This is a genomic window from Rhodoblastus sphagnicola (assembly GCF_002937075.1).
Classification (GTDB): Bacteria; Pseudomonadota; Alphaproteobacteria; order Rhizobiales; family Beijerinckiaceae; genus Rhodoblastus; species Rhodoblastus sphagnicola.
Genome location: NZ_NHSJ01000060.1, coordinates 12,808 through 33,668, shown reverse-complemented (window position 1 = coordinate 33,668; position 20,861 = coordinate 12,808). Strand labels below are relative to the sequence as shown.

Genomic DNA, 20,861 nt, shown 5'->3' with positions numbered 1-20,861 from the left:
AACACGCGCGGGGCAACCCATGGCCCTATCGAACGACGGGGCGTCGATCTCCTGAAGGTCTTGATGAGGCGCGTCAAACCCGATCAGCTCGACCTGTTACGCAGCCCTGGATCAGGATTTCGCCTGATGATTGTCGATGTCGAAGGCGGCGGCGAACAGATCCTGCGTATATTTTTCGCGCGGGTTGGCGAATATATCCGCCGCCGCGCCCTGCTCGATCGCTTTGCCGTCGCGCAGCACGACGATCTCGGACGCGAGCGCCTTCACCACCTTGAGATCGTGGCTGATGAACAGGTAGGACAGGCCGCGCCTGTCCTGAATCGCGCGCAAAAGCTCCACGATCTGGGCTTGGACCGAACGGTCGAGCGCCGAGGTGGGTTCGTCCAGTACGATGACCTGCGGATCGAGCGCCAGGGCGCGGGCGATGGCGATGCGCTGCCGCTGGCCGCCGGAAAATTCATGGGGATAGCGATCCATTGTCTTCGGATCGAGCCCGGTGTCGGCCAGCGCGCGGGCGACGAGCTTGCGCCGTTCGTCGGCTGACAGACCTCTGTCTTGAACAATCAGCCCTTCTTCGACGATCTCGGCCACGGAAAGACGCGGCGACAGCGAGCCGTAAGGATCCTGGAACACGACCTGCAACTTTTTCCGCAACGGTCGCATCTTCCTCGCGCTGAACGAGTCAATGTTCTGGCCGAGGAAGACGATCGGCCCCTCGGAACGGATCAATCGCAGCAGAGCCAGCCCCAGTGTGGTCTTGCCCGAGCCGGATTCGCCGACCACGGCGAGAGTCTGTCCCTTGCGCAGTCGGACGGACACGCCATCCACGGCCTTCACATAGGAGGTGACGCGGCGCAACAGGCCGGTCTTGACCGGAAACCAGACGCGCAGATTTTCCGCGCAAAGCACGTCAGGCGCGGAAAGGTCGGCGGGCGGCGGATCGCCCTGGGGTTCGGCGGCCAGCAGCATTTTGGTATATTGGTGCCGCGGCGCGGCGAAAATTTCGGCCGTGGCGCCGGATTCAACCACACGCCCCCCATTCATCACCACGACCTCGTCGGCCATCTTCTTCACCAATCCCAAATCATGGGTGATGAACAGAATGGCCATGCCGTGGCGGGCCTGCAGGTCGCGCAGCAGGTCGAGGATCTGCGCCTGCACCGTCACGTCCAGCGCCGTTGTCGGTTCGTCGGCGATCAGCAGGTCGGGGTTGTTGGCGAGCGCCATGGCGATCATCACGCGCTGGCGCTGCCCGCCCGACAATTCATGAGGATAGGCGCCCATGCGCGCCTCGGCGTTTTGCAGACCGACTTCCTTCAGCAGTTCGAGCACGCGGGCGCGGCGGCGCTCCCGCGAGGCCATGCCATGCACCTCAAGGGCTTCGCCGATCTGCTTTTCGATCACATGCAGCGGATTGAGCGAGGTCATCGGCTCCTGAAACACCATGCCGATGCGCACGCCGCGCAAATCGCGCAGCGCGTTTTCCGGCGCCGTGGTCAATTCCTGTCCGTCAAAATCGATCGAACCGCCGACAATCCGCGCGCCGGGCGCCAACAGCCGCACGATCGCCAGAGCCGTGACCGATTTTCCGGAGCCGGATTCGCCGACAATACCGAGCGTCTTGCCGCGCGCCAGCGTGAGCGAGGCCTCCCGCACCGCCGGAACATCGCCGAACGAGACAGAGAGATTTTTTACGCGAAGCAGGGGCGCGTCCATCAAAGCCCTTTTCGTGGATCATAGGCATCGCGCAGCGCCTCGCCGATGAAGACCAGCAGCGACAGGGTCACGGCGATGACGGCGAAGCCGGAAAGGCCAAGCCAGGGCGCTTGCAGGTTGCTTTTCCCCTGGAGCAGCAGTTCGCCCAGCGAAGGCGAACCCGGCGGCAAGCCGAACCCGAGGAAATCCAGCGACGTCAGCGTCGTGATCGAGGCGCTCAGGATGAAAGGCAGGAAGGTGAGCGTCGCGGTCATGGCGTTGGGCAGCACATGCTTGATCATGATCTTGCTGTTGCTCAGCCCCAGCGCCCGCGCCGCCCGCACATAATCGAAATTGCGCGCGCGCAAAAACTCGGCGCGCACGACACTTACGAGATTGACCCAGGAAAAAGCCAGGAGAATGCCGAGCAGCACAAAGAAGCTGGGCGTGACGATGGCCGACAGGATGATCAGCAGATAAAGGCTCGGCAGCGACGACCAGACTTCGATGAACCGCTGCATCAGCAGATCGGTCCAGCCGCCGAAATAGCCCTGCACCGCGCCGGCGGCCACGCCGACAACCGAGGAGATCGAAGCGAGCAGCAGCCCGAACAGCACGGAAATGCGAAAGCCGTAGATCAACCGCGCCACCACATCCCGACCCTGATCGTCGGTGCCGAGCCAGTTCCATTCGATGTCGCGGCAGTTTTGCGCGGGACCGCCGCCAAAAGTCTTGCCGTGGACGCATTGCGCGTCCGTGAGCATCCAGGTCGGGGCGGCGGGCGCCGGCGTCGGCAAGCTGAGATTGTGGGTGTTGTAGGAATAGCGGATCGGCGGCCAGATCATCCAGCCATTGGCCTCGATTTCCTTGGAGATGACGGGGTCGCGATAATCGGTTTCGGCGAGGAAGCCGCCGAATTTCTCCTCCGGATAGTCGCGGACGGCCGGAAACAGCACTTCGCCCTTGTACCAGGCGAGGATCGGACGGTCGTTGGCGATGAATTCCGCGCCGAGCGAGACGATGAAGGCGAGCAGGAACAGCCAGAGCGACCAATAACCGCGACGATTGTGGGCGAAGGCCCGCAGGCGCCGGCGCGTGATCGGCGTGAGCTTGAACATCACGTCTCCCGCGTCTCGAAATCGATGCGCGGATCGATCCAGGCATAGGTGAGGTCGGAGAGCAGATTGATGAACAAGCCGAGCAAGGCGAAAATGTAGAGATTGGCGAAGACGACGGGATAGTCGCGATTGAGCGTCGATTCAAACGACAGCAGGCCGAGGCCGTCGAGGGAAAATATCGTCTCGATCAGCAGCGAACCGGTGAAGAACGCGGAAAGGAATGCGCCGGGAAAGCCGGAGATGACGATCAGCATTGCGTTTCGGAACACATGGCCATAGAGCACGCGGCTTTCCGTCAAACCCTTCATCCGCGCCGTGGTGACATATTGCTTGCGGATTTCCTCAAGGAAGGCGTTTTTGGTGAGAAAGGTGGTCGTCGCGAAACTGCCGAGCGCCAGCGCCGACACCGGCAGGACGATGTGCCAGAGATAATCCTTGATCTTGCCAAACAGCGAAAGCTGGGAGAAATCGTCGGAGGTCAGCCCGCGCAACGGAAAGACTTGCCAGAACGAGCCGCCCGCGAACAGAACGATCAGCAGGATCGCGAACAAAAAACTTGGAATGGCGTAGCCGACGATGATGACGGCAGAGGTCCAGGTGTCCAGGCGCTCGCCTTCGCGCCGCGCCTTGGCGATGCCCAGCGGGATGGAAATGGCGTAGGACAGCAGGGTCATCCACAGACCCAGCGACATCGAGACCGGCAGCTTGTCGCGGATCAATTGCAGCACCGGCGCGTCGCGAAAATAGGACCGCCCGAAATCAAACAACGCGTAATGGCGGATCATCAGCCAGAACCGCTCCAGCGGCGGCTTGTCGAAGCCAAACTGTTTTTCCAGCTCGGCGATGAATTTGGGGTCGAGTCCTTGCGCGCCGCGATATTTTCCGGAGAATTCCGCGCCCGCGCCGGCCCTCGCCCCAGCCAGCGTGGATTGCGCGCCGCCGCCGAACCGCGATGTGGCGCCGGAATCCTGCCCCTGCATCTGCGCGATGACGCGCTCCACCGGTCCGCCGGGCGCGAATTGCACGATGAGAAAAGACAGGGCCAGAATCCCAAACAGCGTCGGGATCATCAGCAGCAGGCGGCGCGCAATATAAGCCGCCATCAGCCCTTGGCCTTGGCCGCGGCGGCTTTTTCCGCGTCCCACCACCACAGCGAGGAATAGGCGAGATCGAGGCGCGGCGTCGTTTCGGGATGGCCAAAACAATCCCAGGCGGCGACGCGGCGCGATAGCGCATGCCAGTGCGGGATCCAGTAGCGGCCGGCGCGCAGCACGCGGTCGAGGGCGCGGCAAGTCACAATCAGCTCGGCGCGCGACTTAGCCTTGAGCGCCTGCTCCACCAGAGCATCCACGGCAGGATCGTCGATGCCCGCTAGATTCATGCCGCCCGGCGACTTGCCGGAGGACGAGCCGAAATAAGCCAAAAGCTCGTCGCCGGGGACGCCGCCGGTCATCTTGCGGTCGGTGATCATGTCAAAATCGTAATTGTCGAGGCGCTGCTTGTATTGCGCCGAATCCACCACGCGCAGGTTCGCCTCTATGCCGAGCAGGCGCATGACCTTGAACATGGGCTGTTCGACCTTGTCGAGCGCGTTGTTGAATTCCAGCACTTCAAAGGCGAACGGCGCGCCATCCGGCAGCAGGAGTTGCGAACCCTTGCGCTGGCACCCGGCCTCCTTCAAAAGCGTGTTGGCGCGCTGTAGCAGCGCCCGGTCCTGCCCCGAACCGTCGGATGTCGGCGGAACGAACGGCGCTCCGAACACTTCCGCCGGAATTTTGCCGCGCAGGGGTTCGAGGATCGCCAATTCTTCCTGCGAGGGCGGCTCGACCGCCTTCATTTCCGTGTTCTCGAAATAGCTCACGGTGCGCGTATAGGCGCCGTAAAACAGATTGCGGTTGGACCATTCGAAATCGAGGCAGAGGCCCAAAGCCTCGCGGATGCGGGCGTCCTTGAACAGCGGGCGGCGCATATTGAAGAAGAATCCTTGAAAACCGGGGCTGCGCCGGTCCGGAAACTCCTGCTTTTTCACCCGTCCGTCGCGCACGGCCGGGAAATCGTAGCCGGTCGCCCATTCCGACGCGGTAAAACTCTCGTGCAGATTGACCGCGCCCGACTTGAAGGCTTCGAAACCGACGGCGCGCTCGCCGAAATAGTCGTAGCGGATCAGGTCGAAATTGCCCTGCCCACGATTGACGGCCAAGTCCCTGGCCCAATAGTCCTTGACCCGCTCATAGGAAATGTAGCGGCCCTGTTCGAAAGCTCCGATCTTGTAAGCGCTGGAGCCCAGCGGAGGCTCCAGCCCGGCGCGGCCGAAATCGCGCTTTGCGTAATAGGCGGCGGAAAAGATCGGCTGACCCACGATATTGAGGATGGAGTCGCGGCCAAACCCCTCTTTTAGAACCACCAGAACGCGGTCGGCGGCCTCGGCTTCGACGCGATCGAGATCGCGCAGGAATTGCCGGATCAGCGGGTGGCCCTTGTCGCGAAGAACATTCAGCGAAAACACCACATCCGCTGCGGTCAAGGGCGATCCGTCGTGAAAGCGCGCCTGCTTTCGCAAGAAGAATCGATAGGTCCTCTTGTCGTCGGAATATTCCACGGCTTCGGCGACGAGTCCGTAAACGGCATTGTCCTCGTCGAGGCTGCCAGCCATCAGCGTGTCGTAGATGAGGCTCACGCCCTGCGCCGGATTGCCCTGGAGTATGAAGCCGTTGAGCGAATCGTAGGACGTTCCGCCGGCCTCAAGGATCAACTGACCGCCCTTGGGCGCGTCGGGCCGCGCGTAGGGAAAGGCGGAGAAATCGGCCGGCAGCGCCAGATCGCCGAAAGACGAAAGGCCGTGACTGCGGTGAGGCAGACGCGCCTGTTGCGCGTGCGCGCCCCGAAGCAACGGAAAGGTCGCGGCGGCGGCGAGGATGGCGCGGCGGGAGAAGACGAGTTTATCGGTGAGGGTCATGCGGCCTTAAGCGCTCCGTCGATGCAACAGAGATTCGCCGGCCATTATGTCGGTTTTGCGCGCGGCGGCTAGGGCTGGCTGCGATCCCATCGAATCGCAGCCAGCCCTGAGTTGGGTGATTGCCTTAGACGGCGACGCTGTGCTTCGCCGCCCGCGCATGCAGATAAGAATCAAAGGCCGCAGCGACGAGACGCATGAAGGGACGACCGGCGTCGGTCAGCGACACCGACCGCCCCTCCCGCGTCGCAACACCCTCCCGGACCAGCTGCGACAATTCCTCTTCAGCCTTATCGAAGGCCGAAGCATTCCCGAGCATGTCCTGCGCTATCGCGCCATAATCAACCTTAAAATCACACATCAGCCGTTCGATCACCGCCGCGCGGGCGATGTCTTCACGGGTGAAGGCGACGCCCTTGACCACACTGAACTGGCCAGCCTCAATGGCGCGGCGCCAGGAGCCGACATCGGGGGCGTTCTGGATGTAGCCCTGCGGCAGCTTGCCGATCGAAGACGCGCCGAAAGGAAGCAAGGCGTCGGCCTGATCGACCGTATAACCCTGGAAATTGCGGTGCAGCGTTCCATTGCGCGCGGCGATCGCCATCGGGTCCGACGGCAGGGCGAAATGGTCGAGGCCGATGCTCTGATAACCCTTGGAGACCAGGGTCTCATGCGTGATCGCAGCCTGACGAAGGCGCTCGGCGGCGCCAGGCAGGGAGGCGGCGTCAATCAACTGCTGCCGCTTGGCGAACCAGGGCGCATGGGCGTAACCGAAGATCGCGAGACGGCTGGGGTTCAGCGAAGCGGCCAATTCGGCGGTGCGGATCACGTCCTCTTCGGTCTGGAGCGGCAGGCCGTACATAAGGTCGAGATTGATTGCGCGAAAACCGCTGGCGCGCAGATGAGCCACGCATTGCTCGACCACCTCGAAAGGCTGGACGCGGCCGATCGCCTGCTGCACGTGATCGTTGAGATCCTGCACGCCGAGACTGACGCGGTTGAAGCCGGCCGCAGCCAAAGAATCGGTCAATTCGCGATCGACATGGCGCGGATCGAGTTCGATCGAAATTTCGGCGCCGGGCGCGAAGGCGAATCGGCTGCGCAAGGCGTCCGTCAGCGCCAGCAGACGGGCGCCGCCAAGCAGACTGGGCGTGCCGCCGCCCCAATGGGCGTGCGTCACGGTGCGCGCAGGCGTCGCATCCGCGATCAGGCCGATTTCGCGCTCAAGCGTCGCGGCATAGGCGTCGAGGGGTTCGGGCTTCAGGGTCGCCTTGGTGTGGCAACCGCAGTACGTGCATAGTTCCCGGCAATAGGGAACGTGGACGTAGATCGACAGCCGCGACCGCGGGTCGAGCGCGCGCAACCACGATTCTGCCGTTTCCGCGCCCACGGCGTCGGAAAAATGGGGGGCGGTCGGATAGCTCGTATAGCGAGGGACCGACTTTTCGGCTAGGACCAGACTGGACGAAAGACTGCTCATGTTCCCTCTTTGACACAGATCAACCGGGCGCTCCTTGACGAGGATCAAACGCCAGTTCGGCTGATCCATTGCTTTCCACGCCGCATTATCGGATGAACAATAAACGAAAAATCACAAGTTAGCCATGATCCCTTCGACAAACCACCCGCCTCCTTACGGAAAGATCGGCGTCCTGCTGGTCAATCTCGGCACGCCCGAGGGTACGTCCTATTGGCCGATGCGGCGCTATCTCGCGGAATTCCTGTCGGACAGGCGCGTGATCGAGACGTCGCCCGTGCTTTGGCTCCCCGTGCTCCATCTGATGGTTCTGTCGAAACGACCCACGCAGAAGGGAAAGGATTACGAGGCGATCTGGAATCGCGAACTCGACGAAGGTCCTTTGAAAACAGTAACAAGGGCGCAAACGGAAAAGCTCGCGGCGCGACTTTCCGACGCAGGCGACACAATCGTGGTCGATTGGGCCATGCGCTACGGCAAACCGGCCATCGCGGAAAAAATCCTCGCGCTTCAGGCCAAAGGCTGCGACCGCCTTCTGGTTGTGCCGCTCTACCCCCAATATTGCGCCGCCACCTCCGCCACCGTCGCCGACAAAACGTTCGACGCGCTGAAGAAAATGCGCTGGCAGCCCACCCTGCGCATCGCCGCCCCCTTTTACGAGCGCCCGGTCTATATCGAGGCTCTGGCCTCCACCCTGCGCGACCGGATGGCGAAAGCAGCGTTTTCGCCCGACCGGATCATCGTGTCCTGGCACGGAATTCCCAAGGATTATTCGGACAGGGGCGATCCCTATTACTGCCACTGCGCCAAGACCACCCGCCTGCTCGGCGAAGCGACGGGTCTTGGCGACAAGATGCTCATGACCTTTCAGTCGCAGTTCGGCCCGAAGGAGTGGCTACAGCCCTATACGCTTGAAACGGTCGAAGGCCTGCCGGCCGAAGGCGCCAAGAATATCATGGTGATCGCGCCCGGCTTTTTCGCGGATTGCCTGGAAACCCTGGAAGAACTGGGCGTGGAAAACCAGAATGCCTTTCTTCAGGCCGGCGGAGAGAATTTCGCCCTCGTGCCCTGCCTGAACGATGGCGCGGCGGCGATTGACGTCCTTGAGGATGTCGTTCGCAGGGAAACGACCGGATGGCTTTGAGCGCATTCTGCATCGTCCAGACGCCAATCGACGACGAAGCCAAGGCGAACGAGATCGCCACCGCCCTGGTGGCTCGAAAGCCCGACCCACGAAGGGCTTGCGATCGTCGACGCCGCCCAAGCGGGTCCAAATGCCGAACGCGCTCCGCGCGTGAGCCTTGACGGGCTGCTATCGCGCTCACCGCTACTACAACGCAGCCCTCGGATTGTGTTGAAACTGGACGTCGAAGGCGTCGAAGAAGCCGCCTTGAGAGGCGCCTCTCAACTTCTCGAGCGCGATACGCTCCTCGTTTACGAGGAACAAGGCTCGGACAAGTTACATGCCAACACCCGATTTGTGTCTCATGAGTTGGGCATGAAAATATTTATTTATACTAACCACGGATTTATTGAGGCGCATGATCCAGTTCAAGAAGTCGCCACAAAAAAAGAACCCGCGCCGCGGTTATAACTTTATTGCTACACGCTCAGAATCATAGGCACATACTATACGCACAACCGACAGAAAAACACAAAATTTTGCTGCTTGACCTTCTATTTATTATTCGAAGGCGCGCTGAATGGGTGTCCCGCTGACGCTGACGGCTGTCGCGAACCGAACGCGCAGGCGATTGCTGCGACCCTTCGGGTTTCCGTCCCCTGACTTTGATGTTTTCAGGCGGCCTGCCGGTCGCCGTTAGGCGACGCGACGAAACAACTGAATCGTAGGCGTGAAGGTGAGCGACGACGAGATGCGCGCCCTCAACATCACCCTCGATCCGTTCCATCCGGAATGGAATTACGTCATCGCTCCGCGCAAGAAGACGGCGCCCGTAAGCGCAGCGTTTATTTCGTCGCGTCGCCTCAGCCGGTCCGTCACCCTGTCGTCCGGCTCCGGCGTTCTCGACGGCGCCACGCACGCCATCATGGTTTCGATTCACACGCCGCCCCCAACCCGGCGGGCGGTTTTCAACCAGCACGGTCATCCCGTTCCGTCTCAATTGACGGCGCGGCCTGTCGGTGGCGAGAACGGTCACACCGTTGGCGGTTCGATCTCCACCGGATAGTCGCCGCCGATCAGAAGAACTTCGCGCTCGGCGCGGAACGGAAAGAAGGCGAGCAGCGTGTTGGCGAACAGGATTTTTGTCAGCGGCGCTTGCACCGAGACAACCATCGAGCCGAAGCAGTCGGCGGTCGCGCGGTCGGTGGTGAAGGAGGACAGACTGTTCACCCGTAACTGCAGCAGGGTCTCTCGCCGCATGATCTGCTCGCCGAACCTGTCGACGCCGCGATAGAGCCGCAGATGGGTTTGGCCCGGCCAGACGAGCGTGCGCAGCGCCCACTGCACATATTCGTAGAGCAGATCGAGCTGGGCGTAGATGGAATTGGCGTGATAGCCGCTCCCCATGTTGTCCGCGACATAGGCCGTCCAGGACGGATCGCACATGTCGGCGATCTTCTCCCCATGGTGTGCGGGCGGAAGGCCAAAGCGGCTGTGCACCCACCCCTTCAGCACCGCCGCTTCGCGTGAGGAGCTGTCGTGCTCCCAGCCAAGCAGCAGGCGCACGAACGAATGCCGGAACGACGCTGCGTTCTTCCTCGGCGCGTCGCGCCATTGCCGCGGCTCCAGCCCGAAGATCGCGCTCATGTATTTCGCCAGCGCCTCGCTCGCCTCCGCGATGTCGCGGGCCAAGCCGAGCATCTCGAACAGCGGCGCGTTCATCTCGCGCACGCCGGCGATGCGCAGCTCACGCGGCGCGCGGGCGTAATCGGCGGAGGCGATGAACGCAGCCGGCAGTCCGACGATGTTGGGGCCGAACGGTGGGGTCATGTCAGCGCTCGCCACGACCACGGCCCCGGAGCCGCGCCGGGCGCGTGGCTCGCTTTATGCTTTGCTGTTTGCGTTCCATCTTCCTTTCAGGACCTTTTCCCAGGACTTTTTCCATGACTTCGTCCAATGACGCCGGCGCCCCGAGCGCCAGAACCCTCGTCAAGCGTTATCGCCACCTCGCCCATTACGACCGTGAGACCATCGACGCCATTCTCGACGCCATGCCCGTCGCCCACATCGCCTATCTTCACGAGGGACAGCCGATTGTCACCCCCACGCTGCAATGGCGCGAGGGCGATCGCGTCTACTGGCACGGCGCGGCGAAAGGCCGCATGATGCGCGCCACCGAAGGCGCCGACGTCTGCCTGACGGTTTCAATCCTCGACGGTCTGGTGCTGGCGCGCTCCGCTTTCAATTTCAACGTCAATCATCGCTCGGCGATGCTGTTCGGCAAGGCCGAGGCGGTCACCGATCCCAAGGAAAAAATCCGGCTGTTGACGCGGCTTGTCAACGGCTTCGCGCCGGACCAATGGGACAAGCTGCGCCCGGCGACGGAAAGCGAGATCACGGCCACGGCCATCCTGTCGCTGAAGATCGAGGAGGCCTCGGCAAAAGTTCGCAGCGGGCCGCCGGAAGACAACGAATCCGATTACGCCCATCCGGTCTGGGCGGGCGTGCTGCCGATCCGCCTGACCGTCGGCGCGCCCGAGCCTGATCCGCGCAATTCTCCCGGCGTCGCCGCGCCCGATCTCTCCGGCTATTCAATTGGGTGACGCCATGCGCATTCTGGTTTTCCAGCACCTTTCCGTCGAACATCCCGGCACGCTCGCCGATTTCTGGCGGGAAGCCGGCCACGATGTCACGACCGTCGAACTCGACGAGGGCGAGGCGATTCCACCGCTTGAAGATTTCGATTTTCTGGTCGCGATGGGCGGTCCGATGGACGTCTGGCAGGAAGGCGACCTGCCCTGGCTGATCGCCGAGAAGGCGGCGATCGCCCATTTCGTGGTCGATCTCGGCCGCCCCTATCTCGGCATCTGCCTCGGCCATCAATTGCTGGCCTGCGCGCTTGGCGCGCCGGTCGGGCCGATGGCGGCGGCAGAGGTCGGCTTTGTCGAAGTCGAATTGACGCCCGAAGGCCGCGCCGACCCGATTTTCTCAGGCTTTCCCGAGCGTATGGAAGCTTTTCAATGGCACGGCGCCGAGGTGAAGAGCCTGCCGGCGGGCGCGGTGGCGCTGGCGAAAAACGCCGCCGCGCCGATCCAGGCGATGCGCTACGGCCGTCACGCCTGGGGCTTTCAATACCACGTCGAAATCACGTCGAAGACGGTCGCGGAATGGAAGGCGATTCCGGCCTATGCCGCGAGCCTGGAAGCGGCGCTGGGGCCGGCGGCGGCCAGCCTTGAAACCGAGGCCGCGCGCCGGTTGCCGGCCTTTTTGGCGGCGGCGCGGCGGCTGAACGACAACCTGTTCGCCGCGCTCTGAATTTTTAGTCTTTGCGCGTTTTCTTAACGCGAACCGGACTCCACTTCGCTTGAAAACGCTACCCTGATCAGGCGGGCTCCGCGTCCAGCGCCGGAATGACGGACACGGGCCCGCCGCCCAGGGCAAGCGAAAGCTGCTTGCGCACGAAGCCCAGCGTCTCGTTTGCCGCGCCGCAGCCGACGCAGGCTCCGGCGAGCCGCACTTTTACGCGCGGGCCGTCGATGGAGACCAGCGCGATGTCGCCGCCATCGGCGCGAAACTTTTCACGCAAGGCTTCGAGCGTCTCGGCGATGATGCGCGCGCGTTCGCTTTCGCTGGCCGGCTTGGAGAAAGTCTGATCCTGGCGCATGAAAATTCCCTTGGAAATCCGCGTCGACGCCCGACGCGCGTTGATCTGATCATCGCAAGAGCCGCGCCATGGCGTCCGTCGAGGAAATGAAGGGCGAAGCCGGCGCAAGCGCGAAAACAGACCGGTCCCGCACGGTAACTTTCCGGGCGAATTGGCCCGCGCGGTGAATTCGCCCGAGTCCCCCCCCCACCGACGAGTCGCGCGCACCGAACGGCGGAGCGGACTCGAAAATTCGACAAAAAGGTACAATGTACTTAATCGGTATATTTCAGACCAGCTCAAGGCGGCGCGCGCGACCTCGCGCGCCCCGGTGGAATCGGCCAGAATTCGCGCCCGCGCGCCCGTCCGGAAAAAGATGAGCGTCTGGCCTCGCACTTGCTGAGACATCCTCACGGCCGGACTCACCCGGCTGAGGCGGGAACAGCCATGCGCCTTGAAGACCGCGAAGCCGCGGACATCGACATCAACAATTTCGTCGACGAATTCAGCCATTGCTTCACGGGCGAATGCCGCGTCGGCGTGCTGCAAACCCTGTCCCAGATCAGCAGGATCATCACCGACAGCGCCGATCTCGCGGGCTCGCTGCCGCTGATCCTCGCGGTCATGCGTCAGCAACTCAAGATGCGGCGCGGCATGCTCACGCTTTACGACCGCGCCAGCGAAACCATCTTCGTCCATGACAGTTTTGGGCTGTCCGAGGAGGAGAAGGCGCGCGGGGCCGTTCTGCCCGGCGAGGGCGTCATCGACAAGGTGGTCGCATCAGGCAAAACCCTGATCGCGCGCAGCCGGCGCGGCGCGAAAACAATTTTCGACAAGGAGAGGAAAAGCCGCGCCGAAACCGCCTTCATCTGCATCCCGATCATCCACGCGCAAAAAGTGGTCGGCGCCCTGGCCGCCGAACGGAGCTATCTGAATGCGCGGCTGCGCGTGCAGGACGTCGAAATCCTCACCATGATCGCGGCGATGATCGCGCCGGCGGCCGAACTCTACCTGCTCGAAACCCTGGAAAAGGCCCGACTGGAGCAGGAGAACCGGCGGCTGCGCAACACGCTCGGGCAGCGGTTCAGGCCCGACAACATGATCGGCGCGTCCAAGCCGATGCAGGACGTCTACGATCTCGTCGAAAAGGTCGCGGCGACCAAGGCCACGGTGCTCATTCTCGGCGAAAGCGGCGTGGGCAAGGAGTTGATCGCCAACGCCATCCATTTCAACAGCGCGGCGGCCGAAGGTCCGTTCATCAAGTCGAACTGCGCCGCCCTGCCCGAGGGACTCGCCGAAAGCGAATTGTTCGGCCACGAACGCGGCGCCTTCACCGGCGCGCTGAGCTTGCGAAAGGGCAGTTTCGAACTGGCCGACGGCGGCACGATCTTTCTCGACGAGGTCGGCGAGTTGAGCTTGCCGATCCAGGCGAAACTGCTGCGCATCCTGCAAGAGCGCACCTTCGAGCGGGTCGGCGGCTCCAAGTCGATCAAGGTCGATGTGCGCATCATCGCCGCCACCAACCGCGATCTCGCGGAGATGGTCGAGAAAGGGCTTTTTCGCGAGGATCTCTATTATCGCCTCAACGTGTTTCCGATCACTGTGCCGCCGCTGCGCGAGCGCGGCAGCGACGTCATCACGCTGGCCGATCATTTCGTCACCGCCTTCGCCGCCGAGAACAACAAGGCGGTCAAGCGGATTTCCACGCCCGCGCTCAACATGCTGATGAGCTATCATTGGCCGGGCAATGTGCGCGAACTCGAAAACATCATGGAGCGCGCGGTCATCCTGTGCGAGGACGAGGTCATCCACGCCTACACCCTGCCGCCGTCGTTGCAGACGTCGAAGGAGAGCGGCACGACCTTCGGCGTCAGCCTCGAATCCAAACTGCATTCGGTCGAATATGAGATGATCGTGGAGGCGCTGAAAAACTCGTCCGGCCATATCGGCGACGCCGCCCGCGAACTGGGCCTGACCCGGCGCATGATGGGCAAGCGCATGGAGCGCTACGGCGTCAACTACAAGATGTTTCGCGCGGCGGGCGCCGGCGGAGACGACGGTCCGAACTGACCGCAGCAAATCTGATTTCTCCTCGATGAACCGCCGGCCTCGCGCCGGCGGTTTTTCTTTGCGCGCGCGAAGGCGCAAAATAAACCCAAAGGTAAAATCTTCCAGAATTTACCTTCAGGGAGATTCCCTCTCCAAAGACGCGGCGCGACGACTTTTTACCTTCGTGTAAATCCGTGCGGGGATTCACATTCGCAGCGAATTTCCAGGGCTGTTCCGCCAGCGCGGCAGTATATAAAATACTTTTAAATCAAATACTTAAATCCTAACGCGCGACTTCTGCATAATTCTCGCCCTCATAACGAATATTAGACGAACACTGGCACATCGGTTGCGATAACGGGTCATGCGATGGCGACGATCGCCAGGCGCGAAAGGAGTTCCTCATGACCCGCAAGGTTGCGATTTACGGCAAGGGTGGCATCGGCAAGTCCACCACCACCCAGAACACGGCGGCGGCGCTCGCCTATTTCCACAACCAGAAGATTTTCATCCACGGCTGCGATCCCAAGGCCGATTCCACCCGCCTCATTCTCGGCGGGCAGATGCAGGAAACCGTGATGGATACGCTGCGCATCCATGGCGCGGAAAAGGTCACGCTCGACACCGTGGTCAAGACCGGCTTTCAGGACATCCGCTGCGTCGAATCCGGCGGCCCCGAGCCGGGCGTGGGCTGCGCCGGGCGCGGCGTCATCACCGCCATCGATCTGATGGAGGAAAACGACGCCTATACCGAGGATCTGGATTTCGTCTTCTTCGACGTGCTCGGCGACGTGGTCTGCGGCGGCTTCGCCATGCCGATCCGCGACGGCAAGGCGCAGGAGGTCTATATCGTCGCCTCCGGCGAAATGATGGCGATCTACGCCGCCAACAACATCTGCAAGGGCCTGGTGAAATACGCCAAGCAGTCCGGCGTGCGCCTGGGCGGCATCATCTGCAACAGCCGCAATGTCGATGGCGAGAAGGAATTCCTGCAGGAATTCACCTCGGCGATCGGCACCAAGATGATCCATTTCGTGCCGCGCGACAACATCGTGCAGAAGGCCGAGTTCAACAAGAAGACCGTCACGGAATTCGACCCCCAGGTCAATCAGGCCAATGAATACCAGGAACTCGGCCGCAAGATCCTGGAGAACGACGACTTCGTCATTCCGACCCCGCTCGCCATGCACGAACTCGAAGCCATGGTCGTGAAATACGGCATCTGCGACTGACGTCGCCACGAGGGAAGCTCCGGCTTCCCTTTCCCCAAAAGCCGAACCACAGCGCCCGACCTCGCGCGTGAAAAAAGGAGACGTCATGCCTCATCATGAATTCGACTGTTCCAAGGTGATCCCGGAACGCAAACAGCACGCCGTCGTCAAGGGCGAGGGCGAGGATCTCACCTCCTGCTTGCCGAAAGGCTATCTCAACACCATTCCCGGCTCGATCTCCGAGCGCGGCTGCGCCTATTGCGGCGCCAAGCACGTCATCGGCACGCCGATGAAGGACGTGATCCACATCAGCCACGGCCCCGTCGGCTGCACCTACGACACCTGGCAGACCAAGCGCTACATCTCCGACAACAACAATTTCCAGCTCAAATACACGTTTGCCACCGATGTGAAGGAAAAGCACATCGTGTTCGGCGCCGAGAGCCTGCTCAAGCAGAACATCCACGAGGCGTTCGACGCCTTCCCCGAAATCAAGCGCATGACCATCTATCAGACCTGCGCCACCGCGCTGATCGGCGACGACATCAACGCCGTCGCCGACGAGGTGATGGCCGAGCGGCCCGACGTCGATATTTTCGTGTGCAATTCGCCGGGCTTCGCCGGCCCGTCGCAATCGGGCGGCCACCACAAGATCAACATCGCCTGGCTCAACCAGAAAGTCGGCACCGTCGAGCCGGAAATCACCTCCGATTACGTCATCAACTATGTCGGCGAATACAACATCCAGGGCGACCAGGAGGTGATGCAGGACTACTTCAAGCGCATGGGCATCCAGGTGCTGTCGACCTTCACCGGCAACGGCTCCTATGACGAGTTGCGCGGGATGCACCGCGCCCATCTCAACGTGCTGGAATGCGCGCGCTCGGCCGAATATATCTGCGACGAATTGCGCGCCCGCTACGGCATTCCGCGCCTCGACATTGACGGCTTCGGTTTTAAAGCGCTCGGCGATTCCCTGCGCAAGATCGGCCTGTTCTTCGGCATCGAGGACCGCGCCGAGGCGATCATCGCGGCGGAGACCGCGCGCTGGAAACCCGAACTCGACTTTTACGCCGCGCGCCTGCAAGGCAAGCGCGTCTGCCTGTGGCCGGGCGGCTCGAAACTGTGGCACTGGGCCAACGCCATCCAGGAGGAAATGGGCGTCAAGGTCGTCTCGGTTTACACCAAGTTCGGCCACCAGGGCGACATGGAAAAAGGCATCGCCCGCGCCGGCGTCGGCACGCTCGCCATCGACGATCCCAACGAGCTTGAGGGCCAGGAGGCGCTGCTGCGGCTGAAGCCCGACGTGATCTTCACCGGCAAGCGTCCCGGCGAAGTCGCCAAGAAAATGCGCGTGCCCTATCTCAACGCCCACGCCTATCACAACGGCCCCTACAAGGGTTTTGAAGGCTGGGTGCGCTTCGCCCGCGACATCTACAACGCGGTCTATTCGCCGATGCACCAACTGTCGGGCATCGACATTTCCAAGGACGATTACGCCACCGACAAGGGCTTTGTCACGCGCCGCATGCTCTCCGACGCCACCCTGCCCGAAGCCGACCGCGCTTCGCCCCTGACCGGCTACACCGGGAAGTTCGATCCCATCGCCGCCCTGCGCGCCAAGACCGAAGCGGACTATCCGGAGTTCGCGCGCAAGACCTCCACCCAAGCCGCCGAGTGAGGAGTTTTGACATGGCCGGTTTCAAGAAGGAAAAACCCTCGGCGCGGGCGAATTATCCCAAGCTGCACGCCTCCGATCCGCTCGCCGGGTTCGACGCCGCGACGCGCGAAAAAGTCTCCGAAATGGAGACTTACATCATGAAGAACTGCCTGTGGCAGTTCAATTCGCGCGGCTGGGACCGCCGCAAGCAGAACGAGGGCATTCTCGGCAAGACTGCGCAACTGCTCGTCGGCGAAGAGGTGCAAAACGAAACGCCGCTGGACAAGTGCTACTGGGTCGATGCGGTGCTGCTGTCCCGCGCCTTCCGCGAACACTGCGTCTGGCTCGCCGGCATGGGCAAGGACGAGGTGCTCGCCCTGCTGAAAATCCTGCACGCCCGCATCGACTGGCTCACCATCGACGGCTCGCTCAATGAAGAGCTGACGGTCCAGAATTATTGAGGATTTTTGCCATGAACTGCGAAGTCAAAGTCAAGGACCGGATCGGCACGATCAATCCGATTTTCACCTGCCAGCCCGCCGGCGCGCAATATGTCTCGATCGGCGTCAAGGATTGCATCGGCCTGGTCCACGGCGGCCAGGGTTGCGTGATGTTCGTGCGCCTGCTGATCTCCCAGCATCTCAAGGAGAGCTTTGAAATCGCCTCGTCCTCGCTGCACGAGGACGGCGCGGTGTTCGGCGCCTGCGGGCGCGTCGAGGAAGGCGTGGACGTGCTGCTGGCGCGCTATCCGCATCTCAAGGTCATTCCGATCATCTCCACCTGTTCGACGGAAGTGATCGGCGACGATATCGACGGCGTCATCACCAAGCTGGAAGAGGGGCTGCTCGCAGAAAAATACCCCGACCGGGAAGTGCATCTGCTGCCGATCCACACGCCGTCCTTCGTCGGCTCGATGGTGTCGGGCTATGACGTCGCCGTGCGTGACTTCGTCAAAAAGTTTGCGCGCAAGGGGCCGTCGAACGGCAAGATAAATTTCATCACCGGCTGGGTCAATCCCGGCGATGTCACCGAGCTGAAATCGCTGCTGGCGGAGATGCAGATCGACGCCACCGTGCTGTTCGAGATCGAGAGTTTCGATTCCCCGATCATGCCCGACGGCAGCGAAGTCTCGCACGGCAACACCACCATCGAGGATCTGGTGTCCACGGGTTCGGCGACCCACACTTTCGCGCTCAACCGCTATGAGGGCGGCAAGGCGGCCCAGTTCCTCGAAAAGAAGTTCAAGATTCCCTCCATCGTCGGGCCGACGCCGATCGGCATCCGCAACACCGACGCGCTGTTGAAGAAACTGTCGGAAGCGACGGGCAAGCCGATCCCGGCCTCGCTGGTGCGCAAGCGCGGCGTCGCGCTCGACGCCATCACCGATCTCGCGCATATGTTCCTCGCCGACAAGAAGGTCGCGATCTACGGCAACGCCGATCTGGTGATTGGTCTGGCCGAATTCTGTCTCGACCTGGAAATGAAGCCGCAACTGCTGCTGCTCGGCGACGACAATTCGGCTTACGTCAACGACCCCCGCATCAAGGCGTTGCAGGAGCATGTCGACTATCCCATGGAGATCGTCACCAACGCCGACTTCTGGGATCTGGAAGACCGCATCAAGAACAAGGGTCTCGAACTCGACCTGATCCTCGGTCATTCCAAGGGCCGTTTCGTCTCGATCGACTACGACATCCCCATGGTGCGCGTCGGCTTCCCCACCTACGACCGCGCCGGACTCTATCGTTATCCGGTGGTCGGCTATGGCGGCGCGACCTGGCTGGCCGAGCAGATGGCCAATGCGCTGTTCACGGACATGGAGCACAAGAAGCGCAAGGAATGGCTGCTCAACGTGTGGTGACCAACGATGGGCGGGCGCGGCGCGCCCGCCTCCCGATTCAGGAAAACCGTCATGAAGATTATCGCCCATGTCGATGCGCGCGACGAGATCGCCGATGTCCAGACGCCCGGAACCTTGCGCCTGTTCGAAAGGGCCGCTGACGGCTGGCGCGTCGTGGACGAAGCGGCCTTCGCCATTTCAGCACAAGCCAATCTCGCCTCGATCCAAAAACTCTTGCGCGGCGTGATCGAGCGGTTCGGCGCGGGCCACGCCTTCGTGTCCGGGGGGAACCGGGGGCTGGTCTATTCGCTGTTGCAAGAGGAGGGCTTCCGCGTCTGGAAGGCGCGCGGGCCGCTCGCCGCGCTCGATCTCGACGCCTTCGCGCAACGCGACGCGGAACTGGCGCGCGACCGCGAAACGGAAGCGCGGGAGCGCGCCTTCGCCGCGCTGTTCTGCTCGCCCGGCGGCTGTAGCGCCGGCGAAGGCGGCCCGACGCGCCGCCACCTCACGCCCGAGGCCATCGACGCCGTGCACAGGCTGGCGGAATCGCTGCCCGACGGCCGGCTCCGGATCGATCTTGAAGCCGTGTTCGCGCGCTACCGCGACGCCAATTCGGTGGATGTGCTGGCGCCGCTGCTGGAGGCGCGCCGCTTCTCCAGTCTGGAAATTTTATGCGATCACCTGCCGCGCTGGTTTTCGGCCAAAATCGCGGCGCTCGGTCTGGCGGCGGAGATCACGCCACGCGGCGCCGGCGTGCGCGCCCTTGTCATCCCAATCGCGAAAGGCTGACTCTCATGCCTGAGATCAATGACGTCGGCGCGGACCTCTCCAGCCGCGAATCCGTGCTGTTCTTCGCCTATGGCGGCGCCATGGATCCCGCGCAAATCTCCGGGCGCTGCGGCCTCATGCCGGAGAAAATCGCGCCCGCCCGCCTTGCCGATTACGCGCTGGGCTTTTTCGGCCGCGACGAACGCTGGGACGGCGGCGAGGAGACGATTTTGCGCCAAGTCGGCGCACACGTTTGGGGCGTGGTGTGGAAGGTTCCAGCGCGCGCTTTCGACCGGCTCGACGCCTGGCAGGGGGTGAGGCTCGACGGAACCGGCGCCTATTTCCACTCGCCCGTCAATGTGACGACGGCGGACGGCGAAACGATTGCGGCGCTGGCCTATCGCAAGACGGAGCTTGGCTTCACCAACCCGCCCAGCGCGCCAAACCTCGCCCGCATCGCGAGCGCCGCGCGCGCGCACGGTCTGCCCGACGCCTATGTCGCCGCGCTGGACGCACGGCCGAGCGTGGCGGCGGAAGGCCCCGTGCCGCGCGCGGCCCGCGCCGACCGCTTCCTCGCCAATGCCGCGGACCTCGGGTATTCTTGCGCATGTTGAGCGAGGCGGAGCTCAAATAGCGGCGCGTTCGGCGCTTTCCAGATCCGGCCGGACGTAATGTCCGGCCGGATCCCGTTGCTTCGCGTTCGCCCGCCCGTCAGGCGCTTGCTTGCGCCGCCACCAGCATCAGGTTCGGCGTGTTGCGCACGGCGCGCAGATCGGCGGCGCGGTCCTGCATGGCGTCGATCAGATGTTGGACGCCGCGATCGAGCGAGTCCGGACGCAGACCCGTCGCTGTCAGCGCATCGACTGCGCTTTCCACAAGCATGAAGGCGATGGCCTCCGAGCCGCAGCCTTCCAGGCGCATGGCGGCGACGCAGGTGTTGAGAATTGTTTCTGCACGCATGGCGGTCTCCTGACGTTTCATTCTCGGAAACGGCTCATGCCGCGTCGGACGCATATGCGTCGGGCGAAAACGTCAGCCCGGGCCGGGCGTTCGAGTCTTCGCGATAATGCACGTGACGCCCGAACGAGCGAGGCGCTTTGGCGCGCGCCGGTTTCGATCGCTCCCGCCGGCCTTTGTCACGCAACCCTAACCCGGGTTAAGCAAAAGGCGGGCCAATCTTCTTTGTCCTGGAAATCGTTGCGATAGCCGGCTTCGACAACTGGCGCCTGCGCGCAGGCGTTCATTTTTGAACGTTAGCTTTGGGAAATTTACCTTCAGAGGAAAAATTGCAAGGCCGCACCAACTGGCGGGATCATCTTGGTCG

General features: G+C 62.5%; 20 protein-coding genes. 12 read left to right on the top strand and 8 right to left on the bottom strand.

Annotated features, from left to right (window positions below):
• Positions 1 to 111: 111 nt before the first annotated feature.
• From CCR94_RS09720 to hemN, 5 genes are all read right to left on the bottom strand, one after another.
• On the bottom strand, positions 112 to 1,716 hold the full coding sequence (locus CCR94_RS09720) for an ABC transporter ATP-binding protein (protein ID WP_104507674.1): 1,605 nt from the start codon (positions 1,714 to 1,716) through the stop codon (positions 112 to 114).
• Positions 1,716 to 2,813, bottom strand: coding sequence for an ABC transporter permease (locus tag CCR94_RS09715; protein WP_104507673.1), 1,098 nt, complete (start codon positions 2,811 to 2,813; stop codon positions 1,716 to 1,718). The genes CCR94_RS09720 and CCR94_RS09715 overlap by 1 nt, the downstream gene beginning before the upstream one ends.
• A complete protein-coding gene (locus CCR94_RS09710; RefSeq protein ID WP_104507672.1) occupies positions 2,813 to 3,916 on the bottom strand; it encodes a microcin C ABC transporter permease YejB in 1,104 nt (367 codons plus the stop codon). Before CCR94_RS09710 ends, CCR94_RS09715 begins: the two co-directional genes overlap by 1 nt.
• Positions 3,916 to 5,769, bottom strand: a complete 1,854-nt coding sequence (locus CCR94_RS09705; protein ID WP_104507671.1) for an extracellular solute-binding protein — start codon at positions 5,767 to 5,769, stop codon at positions 3,916 to 3,918. Before CCR94_RS09705 ends, CCR94_RS09710 begins: the two co-directional genes overlap by 1 nt.
• A gap of 124 nt (positions 5,770 to 5,893) precedes the next feature.
• A complete protein-coding gene (hemN, locus tag CCR94_RS09700) occupies positions 5,894 to 7,246 on the bottom strand; it encodes an oxygen-independent coproporphyrinogen III oxidase (protein ID WP_104507687.1) in 1,353 nt (450 codons plus the stop codon).
• 124 nt (positions 7,247 to 7,370) lie between these two features.
• Here hemN and hemH point away from each other — a divergent pair, with 124 nt between their 5' ends.
• The 3 genes from hemH (at position 7,371) to CCR94_RS09690 (ending at position 9,432) form a co-directional block, all read left to right on the top strand.
• Entirely contained in the window at positions 7,371 to 8,387 is a 1,017-nt protein-coding gene (gene hemH, locus CCR94_RS09695) for a ferrochelatase (RefSeq protein ID WP_104507670.1), read from the top strand.
• A gap of 210 nt (positions 8,388 to 8,597) precedes the next feature.
• Positions 8,598 to 8,837, top strand: coding sequence for a hypothetical protein (locus CCR94_RS24505; RefSeq protein WP_146089937.1), 240 nt, complete (start codon positions 8,598 to 8,600; stop codon positions 8,835 to 8,837).
• A gap of 265 nt (positions 8,838 to 9,102) precedes the next feature.
• Positions 9,103 to 9,432 carry a hypothetical protein gene (locus tag CCR94_RS09690; protein WP_146089936.1) on the top strand — a complete coding sequence of 110 codons (330 nt, stop codon included), beginning with the start codon at positions 9,103 to 9,105 and terminating at the stop codon, positions 9,430 to 9,432.
• Here the strand turns inward: CCR94_RS09690 and CCR94_RS09685 are convergent.
• Positions 9,399 to 10,196, bottom strand: a complete 798-nt coding sequence (locus tag CCR94_RS09685; protein WP_104507668.1) for an NAD(+)--dinitrogen-reductase ADP-D-ribosyltransferase — start codon at positions 10,194 to 10,196, stop codon at positions 9,399 to 9,401. The genes CCR94_RS09690 and CCR94_RS09685 overlap by 34 nt on opposite strands.
• Before the next feature lie 113 nt (positions 10,197 to 10,309).
• Here CCR94_RS09685 and CCR94_RS09680 point away from each other — a divergent pair, with 113 nt between their 5' ends.
• Entirely contained in the window at positions 10,310 to 10,969 is a 660-nt protein-coding gene (locus tag CCR94_RS09680) for a pyridoxamine 5'-phosphate oxidase family protein (RefSeq protein WP_104507686.1), read from the top strand.
• Positions 10,970 to 10,973: 4 nt separating this feature from the next.
• Entirely contained in the window at positions 10,974 to 11,681 is a 708-nt protein-coding gene (locus CCR94_RS09675) for a type 1 glutamine amidotransferase (RefSeq protein ID WP_104507667.1), read from the top strand.
• Positions 11,682 to 11,748: 67 nt separating this feature from the next.
• Here the strand turns inward: CCR94_RS09675 and CCR94_RS09670 are convergent, their stop codons facing one another.
• Complete coding sequence (locus CCR94_RS09670; RefSeq protein ID WP_104507685.1) at positions 11,749 to 12,030, bottom strand: NifU family protein; 282 nt, start codon at positions 12,028 to 12,030, stop codon at positions 11,749 to 11,751.
• 426 nt (positions 12,031 to 12,456) lie between these two features.
• Between CCR94_RS09670 and CCR94_RS09665 the strand changes: the two genes are divergently transcribed.
• The 7 genes from CCR94_RS09665 to CCR94_RS09635 all read left to right on the top strand — a co-directional run bounded on the left by CCR94_RS09665 (position 12,457) and on the right by CCR94_RS09635 (position 20,151).
• Positions 12,457 to 14,079, top strand: a complete 1,623-nt coding sequence (locus tag CCR94_RS09665) for a sigma-54 interaction domain-containing protein (protein WP_104507666.1) — start codon at positions 12,457 to 12,459, stop codon at positions 14,077 to 14,079.
• 383 nt (positions 14,080 to 14,462) lie between these two features.
• Positions 14,463 to 15,290 (top strand): nitrogenase iron protein, encoded by an 828-nt coding sequence (gene nifH / locus CCR94_RS09660; RefSeq protein WP_104507665.1) that lies wholly within the window; start codon positions 14,463 to 14,465, stop codon positions 15,288 to 15,290.
• Between the two features lie 85 nt (positions 15,291 to 15,375).
• On the top strand, positions 15,376 to 16,950 hold the full coding sequence (anfD, locus tag CCR94_RS09655; protein WP_104507664.1) for a nitrogenase iron-iron protein, alpha chain: 1,575 nt from the start codon (positions 15,376 to 15,378) through the stop codon (positions 16,948 to 16,950).
• Between the two features lie 11 nt (positions 16,951 to 16,961).
• Positions 16,962 to 17,390, top strand: coding sequence for a Fe-only nitrogenase subunit delta (gene anfG, locus CCR94_RS09650; RefSeq protein WP_104507663.1), 429 nt, complete (start codon positions 16,962 to 16,964; stop codon positions 17,388 to 17,390).
• Between the two features lie 11 nt (positions 17,391 to 17,401).
• On the top strand, positions 17,402 to 18,790 hold the full coding sequence (gene anfK / locus CCR94_RS09645) for a Fe-only nitrogenase subunit beta (RefSeq protein WP_104507662.1): 1,389 nt from the start codon (positions 17,402 to 17,404) through the stop codon (positions 18,788 to 18,790).
• 51 nt (positions 18,791 to 18,841) lie between these two features.
• Complete coding sequence (gene anfO, locus CCR94_RS09640) at positions 18,842 to 19,558, top strand: Fe-only nitrogenase accessory protein AnfO (protein WP_158254692.1); 717 nt, start codon at positions 18,842 to 18,844, stop codon at positions 19,556 to 19,558.
• A 5-nt stretch (positions 19,559 to 19,563) separates the two neighbouring features.
• Entirely contained in the window at positions 19,564 to 20,151 is a 588-nt protein-coding gene (locus tag CCR94_RS09635; RefSeq protein WP_104507660.1) for a gamma-glutamylcyclotransferase, read from the top strand.
• Positions 20,152 to 20,248: 97 nt separating this feature from the next.
• Here the strand turns inward: CCR94_RS09635 and CCR94_RS09630 are convergent, their stop codons facing one another.
• On the bottom strand, positions 20,249 to 20,497 hold the full coding sequence (locus CCR94_RS09630) for a hypothetical protein (RefSeq protein ID WP_104507659.1): 249 nt from the start codon (positions 20,495 to 20,497) through the stop codon (positions 20,249 to 20,251).
• Between the last annotated feature and the right edge of the window lie 364 nt (positions 20,498 to 20,861).

Excerpts from the sequence above, each read along its gene's own strand:
- CCR94_RS09720 (WP_104507674.1), bottom strand. The coding sequence starts at position 1,716 with ATGGACGCGCCCCTGCTTCGCGTAAAAAATCTCTCTGTCTCGTTCGGC.
- CCR94_RS09715 (WP_104507673.1), bottom strand. The coding sequence starts at position 2,813 with ATGTTCAAGCTCACGCCGATCACGCGCCGGCGCCTGCGGGCCTTCGCC.
- CCR94_RS09710 (WP_104507672.1), bottom strand. The coding sequence starts at position 3,916 with ATGGCGGCTTATATTGCGCGCCGCCTGCTGCTGATGATCCCGACGCTG.
- CCR94_RS09705 (WP_104507671.1), bottom strand. The coding sequence starts at position 5,769 with ATGACCCTCACCGATAAACTCGTCTTCTCCCGCCGCGCCATCCTCGCC.
- hemN (WP_104507687.1), bottom strand. The coding sequence starts at position 7,246 with ATGAGCAGTCTTTCGTCCAGTCTGGTCCTAGCCGAAAAGTCGGTCCCT.
- hemH (WP_104507670.1), top strand. The coding sequence starts at position 7,371 with ATGATCCCTTCGACAAACCACCCGCCTCCTTACGGAAAGATCGGCGTC.
- CCR94_RS09685 (WP_104507668.1), bottom strand. The coding sequence starts at position 10,196 with ATGACCCCACCGTTCGGCCCCAACATCGTCGGACTGCCGGCTGCGTTC.
- CCR94_RS09680 (WP_104507686.1), top strand. The coding sequence starts at position 10,310 with ATGACTTCGTCCAATGACGCCGGCGCCCCGAGCGCCAGAACCCTCGTC.
- CCR94_RS09675 (WP_104507667.1), top strand. The coding sequence starts at position 10,974 with ATGCGCATTCTGGTTTTCCAGCACCTTTCCGTCGAACATCCCGGCACG.
- CCR94_RS09670 (WP_104507685.1), bottom strand. The coding sequence starts at position 12,030 with ATGCGCCAGGATCAGACTTTCTCCAAGCCGGCCAGCGAAAGCGAACGC.
- CCR94_RS09665 (WP_104507666.1), top strand. The coding sequence starts at position 12,457 with ATGCGCCTTGAAGACCGCGAAGCCGCGGACATCGACATCAACAATTTC.
- nifH (WP_104507665.1), top strand. The coding sequence starts at position 14,463 with ATGACCCGCAAGGTTGCGATTTACGGCAAGGGTGGCATCGGCAAGTCC.
- anfD (WP_104507664.1), top strand. The coding sequence starts at position 15,376 with ATGCCTCATCATGAATTCGACTGTTCCAAGGTGATCCCGGAACGCAAA.
- anfG (WP_104507663.1), top strand. The coding sequence starts at position 16,962 with ATGGCCGGTTTCAAGAAGGAAAAACCCTCGGCGCGGGCGAATTATCCC.
- anfK (WP_104507662.1), top strand. The coding sequence starts at position 17,402 with ATGAACTGCGAAGTCAAAGTCAAGGACCGGATCGGCACGATCAATCCG.
- anfO (WP_158254692.1), top strand. The coding sequence starts at position 18,842 with ATGAAGATTATCGCCCATGTCGATGCGCGCGACGAGATCGCCGATGTC.
- CCR94_RS09635 (WP_104507660.1), top strand. The coding sequence starts at position 19,564 with ATGCCTGAGATCAATGACGTCGGCGCGGACCTCTCCAGCCGCGAATCC.
- CCR94_RS09630 (WP_104507659.1), bottom strand. The coding sequence starts at position 20,497 with ATGCGTGCAGAAACAATTCTCAACACCTGCGTCGCCGCCATGCGCCTG.